We start from the raw sequence: 4886 nt of genomic DNA, 5'->3' as shown, positions 1-4886 counted from the left end.
GCCAGCGTGCGCAGGGAGACCGCGGCCTCGCCACCGAGGTGACGGGCCACGGCCTCGAGGTCCAGTTCGGACAGGGGCGAGCCCTCACCGCCCCGCGCCAGCTGCTCGGCGAGACGGTCCAGGTCGCCGAGCTCGGCCATGGCCGCCGCGCCCTCGGAGAATCCCAGCCCCTCCTCGCCGGAGAAGTCCGCGGAGCCGTCCCAGTCCTCGCCGGGCCGGAGCGACTGGAGCAGGCCGTCGAGGCGCCCGAGCTGCTCCATGAGTTCCGGCGAGCCGAACGCCTGCTGCGAGAGCGCCATCAGCTCCTCCCGCTGCTCCGGCGTCATCGACCGCATCATGCGTTGCGCGGCCGCCGCGCGCCTGGCCAGGACGTCGATGAGCTCGTCGATGTCGGCGGGTTGCTCCGGGAAGGAGTCGGAGTGCTTGTCCATGAAGCGCTCGAAGTCCTCGGGGGTGTCCTGCCCGCGAGCGTGCTTGTCGAGCAACTCGGTGAGGTCGGCGAGCATCTCCGACACCGCCGCCCGGTCGTCGTCGGTCGCGTTCTCCAGGGCCTGTTTCATGCCGGCGAACCGCGACTCGAGCGCCTCCGCCCCGAGGAGGTCCTGGATCCGGCGGTAGGCCTCGCGGGCATCGGTGGAGGCCCAGTCGTAGTCGGCCAGCTCCCCGACCGCCGCGGCCGGGGAGTCCGGGAGGTTCTCGATCGTCATCTCGCGCAGGGTGCGATCCATCGGGTCCATCTGCGTGTCCCGGGCGAGCTGCCCACGCTCGGCCAGCAGGGCCTTGTCCAGGAGCTCGGACACCTCCTCCAGGGTCCCGCCCAGGTGGGCTCGCTCGAGCAGTTCACGGCGACGGCGCTGCACCCTGCCGGCCAGGTCGTCGAGACCGGTCTGGCCTCGTCCGCCCCGACGCAGGAACTCGCGCATCGACTGCTCGGGCGAGTATCCGGACATCACCCCGTCGGACACCGCGTCGAGCGCCTCGGACAAATCGAGAGGGGGCGCGAGCGGGTCGGGGCCGCCGACGTAGCGGCCGTACCGCGCGCGGGGTTCATCTCGCGACATCGCGTACCTCCTGCTCCGGCGGCGTCCCGGCCCTCACCGTCGACCTCATCGGCCGGTCGGCGGGTACGGCCACCGCGGGGTGTCAGCCGTAGACGGCGGCGCCGTCCCCGGTCTCCTTGGACAGACGCCGCGAGAGGTAGAGCCCCTCCAGCGCGAACTCGATCGCCCCGGCCCGCTGCCCCACCGTCGTGGCGCCCGCGCGTTCGGCGATCTGGTCGTACAGGCCCGGCTCGGAGAGCTCGGGCAGGGCCTCGAGGAACTCCGCCGCGGTCACGCTGGCGCCGGTCGTCAGGGTCACCGAGCCGTCGAACGCCTCCACGAGCGGGGCCAGGTCGAGACCGCGGAACATCTCGCGCACCACGTCGACGGTGGCACTGCGCAGGAGATAGCGGAGGATCTCCGGCTCGCGGCCCTCCTCCCCCGGCTCGAACTCGATCTTCCCGCGGAGCACGTCCACGGCGGCGTCGACGTCGACCAGCCTCGCCACCGCCTCGCCGGGGTCGTCGGTCCCGCGGACGGCGGCGCGACGCCTGGCCGCCGCCGCGACGGTCTCGGCGCCGGCTATCGCGAAGCGCGCGGACACGCCGGAGGCCTGGTTGACCGAGTCCGACGTCCGCAGTTCGCGGGTGAACCGGGCGAGCAGCTCCATCAGGGCGTCCGGGACCTCCGCCGTGAGGTCCGCCTCCTGCCGCACGACCTCGATCTCGTCGGACAGGTCCAACGGGTAGTGCGTGCGGATCTCGGCGCCGAAACGATCCTTGAGCGGGGTGATGATCCGGCCGCGGTTGGTGTAGTCCTCCGGGTTGGCCGAGGCCACCACCAGCACGTCGAGGGGCAACCGGAGCACGTAACCCCGGATCTGGACGTCCCGCTCCTCCATGACGTTGAGCAGGGCCACCTGGATGCGCTCCGCCAGGTCGGGGAGCTCGTTGAGCGCCACGATGCCGCGGTTGGCGCGGGGCACCAGTCCGTAGTGGATGGTCTCCGGGTCGCCCAGGCGCCGTCCCTCGGCCACCCGCATGGGGTCGACGTCGCCGATCATGTCCGCCACGGAGGTGTCCGGGGTGGAGAGCTTCTCGACGTACCGCTCGGTCCGGTGTCGCCAGCCGATGGGCAGGGCGTCCCCCTCCCTGGTGACCCGGTCCCGCGTCTCCGTGGTGATCGGCGCGAGCGGGTCCTCCCCGAGCTCGGATCCCTCGACGACGGGCGACCACTCGTCGAGCAGTCCCACCAGGGTGCGCAGCAGGCGGGTCTTGCCCTGTCCGCGCTCGCCCAGCAGGACGATGTCGTGGCCCGCGATGATCGCCCGCTCCAGTTGCGGGATGACCGTGGAGTCGAATCCGTGCATCCCCGGCCAGGGATCGCGGCCCGCGGCCAGGCCCGCCAGGAGGTTCTCGCGCATCTCCTCGCGCAGGCTGCGGCTGGTGTACCCCGCGGCGCGCAGTTCGCCGAGGGTCTGGACGTCCGGCTTCTCGCTCACAGCGCCCACGGTAGTCCCGATGCGGCTCCCGTGCTCCCGGCGCTGGCCCGGCACCCCGCCCGGGCCCGGGATCAGTCCTCGATGCGCACCCGGTGGTCGCTGGCGATCGAGACCCGGTTGAAGGCGTTGATCAACACGATCGACCACTCGAGCGCGGAGAGCTGGTCCTCGTCGAAGTGCTCGGCGGCGGCGGCCGTGGCCGCCCCGCGCTCGTCGACGCTGTCCAGGCGCGTGAGCGTCTCCGCCAGACGGAGAGCGGCCCGTTCGGGATCGCCGAACTCGTCGATGTCCCGCCACGCCGGGAGCAGGTCCAGTCGCTCCTGCGAGACCCCTGCCTTCCGGGCGGCCGGCACGTGCGTGGCCAGGCAGGCCGCGCAGCCGTTGAGCTGGGAGACACGGATGTTGACCAGCTCGAGCAGCGACTCCTCCAGCCCGGCACCGGTGGACGCCTCCCGGGAGGCGACCGCCGTGCGGACGAGCTGCTTGTAGACCTCACGCTGGGCACGGTCCAGCTGCGGGACACCCACGATCAGACCTCCTCCCCGGCCCGCGCCCGCGCGGCCGGGTTCGCCCTCGGCGTGAGCACGCTGCCGGGCAGGGTGGGCGCGGGGAGGCGGGTGAGCCCGTCGGGGTTCCTCCCGATGTAGCCGTCGACCCGGCCGAAGCGGTCCGACCCGTCCTCCCACTCCTGCCGGTAGCGCACGATCTCGTCGTGGCCGCGACCGATGAAGTTCCACCACATCACGATCTCCTCACCGAACGGCGTACCGCCGATGAGGATCATCCGCGCCGGGGTGGATCCGGTGTTGTGGATGGTCAGGGTGGTCTCGCCGACACCGGTGTAGCCCAGCTGGGCGGGTGCGACGGTCACGCCCTCGAGCGTGATGTCGCCGGCGTCCACCAGGAGTCCGTGCTCGAATTCCGGGTCCACGTCGAGGGTGAGCCGGGCGCCGGGATCCAGGCGGAGCTCCGCGCCGAGCAGGGGGGTGAACGTGGTGACCGACGACGACGAGCCCAGCAGCGACCCGATGAAGACCAGGGCGGATCCGCCCTCGTACTCCACCGCCTCGGGGACATGGTGCTCGAACCGTCGGCCGGTGCTCTCACGGTCCCGCTCGGGGAGCGCCGTCCACAGTTGCACCCCGTGCAGCACACCCGTGTCCTGGGTGGAGACCTCGGTGTGGCAGATGCCCGCCCCGGAGGTCATGAGGTTGACCTCGCCGGGCCGGACCACCGCGTGGTTATCACCGGAGTCGTGGTGGGTCACGTTGCCCTCGAAGAGCCAGCTGACGGTCTGGAGTCCGGTGTGCGGATGCGAGGGCACGTCCATGCCGCCGGTGGCCGAGACGTCGTCGGGCCCGTAGTGGTCGACGAAGCACCAGGCGCCGATCAGGGAGCGCTGTCGCTGCGGGAGCGTCCGCCTGACCGTCATCGCCCGCGGCCCGCCGAGCGGGACGTCACGGGAGGTGATGATCTCCACCGCGGCGCCCCCGGGTTCGGGTCCACCGGGCGATCCGCCCGCCTCGCACTCGATCTCCTCCGGACGGGCGTCGAGGTTGCTCACGGCCGCACCTCCGCGTCGGCGGCACTGAGGGTGTCCGCCGCCTCGCGCCGCAGTTCGAGCCGCTTGGCGTTGATCCTGCCGCCCAGTGCCAGCGTGAGCGCCCTGTCCACCACCGGGACGGGGAGGTGGTCCAGGAGTCTGCGGCCGAGGTCCCACTTCACGGCGTAGCGGTGACGGGGCCGGGCGGTGGTCCCGGCGGTCCAGACGGCCTCCGCCAGGACCCGGGGATCGGTGGCCTTGTCGTCCTCCCCCGCCGCCATCTCCCCCATCACGGCGGCCATGGCGGCGAAGGGCGAGCCCGGGAGCGTCGACTCCTGGAAGCGCCGCCGGATCGAGGCGGTCATCCCCGTGCGGAACGGGCCCGGTTGGATGAGCACCACGTCGAGGCCGAGGAACATGAGCTCGCGCCGCAGGGAGTCCCCGTAGGCCTCGACGGCGTGCTTGCTCATGGCGTAGGCGCCGTTCATCGGCATCCCGTGCTGGGGGCCGGTCTCCGAGCTGATGAGGACCACCCGTCCGCTACTCGCGCGGAGCAGGTCGAACATCGCGTGCACGGTGCGGACGGTCCCCATGACGTTCACGTCGAGCACCTGCTGGACCCGCTCGGGGTCGGTCTCGGCGAGCGGCCCGATCCCCAGGATCCCGGCGAAGGTGACCACCGCGTCCAGGCGGCCGTGGTCCGCGCGGACCCGATCGGCGAGCGCCCGGAGCGACACGGAGTCGGTCACGTCGACCGCCACGGGCGTGATCCCCGCGCCGCCCGGGGGTGCGCTGAGGTCGG

4 protein-coding genes and 1 pseudogene are annotated in these 4886 nt (G+C 72.4%); all 5 read right to left on the bottom strand.

Annotated features, from left to right (window positions below):
- Positions 1–1061, bottom strand: a pseudogene (locus G6020_RS08360) (hypothetical protein); the annotation flags it as partial.
- An 82-nt stretch (positions 1062–1143) separates the two neighbouring features.
- Positions 1144–2541, bottom strand: a complete 1398-nt coding sequence (locus G6020_RS08355; protein ID WP_179525956.1) for a sigma 54-interacting transcriptional regulator — start codon at positions 2539–2541, stop codon at positions 1144–1146.
- A 71-nt stretch (positions 2542–2612) separates the two neighbouring features.
- Positions 2613–3068: a carboxymuconolactone decarboxylase family protein gene (locus G6020_RS08350; protein ID WP_179525957.1), complete on the bottom strand. Its 456-nt coding sequence runs from the start codon at positions 3066–3068 to the stop codon at positions 2613–2615.
- Positions 3069–3070: 2 nt separating this feature from the next.
- Complete coding sequence (locus G6020_RS08345; RefSeq protein WP_347237843.1) at positions 3071–4075, bottom strand: pirin family protein; 1005 nt, start codon at positions 4073–4075, stop codon at positions 3071–3073.
- Between the two features lie 26 nt (positions 4076–4101).
- The coding region (locus tag G6020_RS08340) for an SDR family NAD(P)-dependent oxidoreductase (protein WP_182610306.1) at positions 4102–4886 on the bottom strand (785 nt) is incomplete at its 5' end.

This window comes from Dietzia sp. B19, assembly GCF_014145155.1.
Classification (GTDB): domain Bacteria; phylum Actinomycetota; class Actinomycetes; order Mycobacteriales; family Mycobacteriaceae; genus Dietzia; species Dietzia natronolimnaea.
The sequence above is the reverse complement of the archived record's forward strand: the minus strand, read 5'-3'. Positions and strand labels throughout refer to the sequence as shown.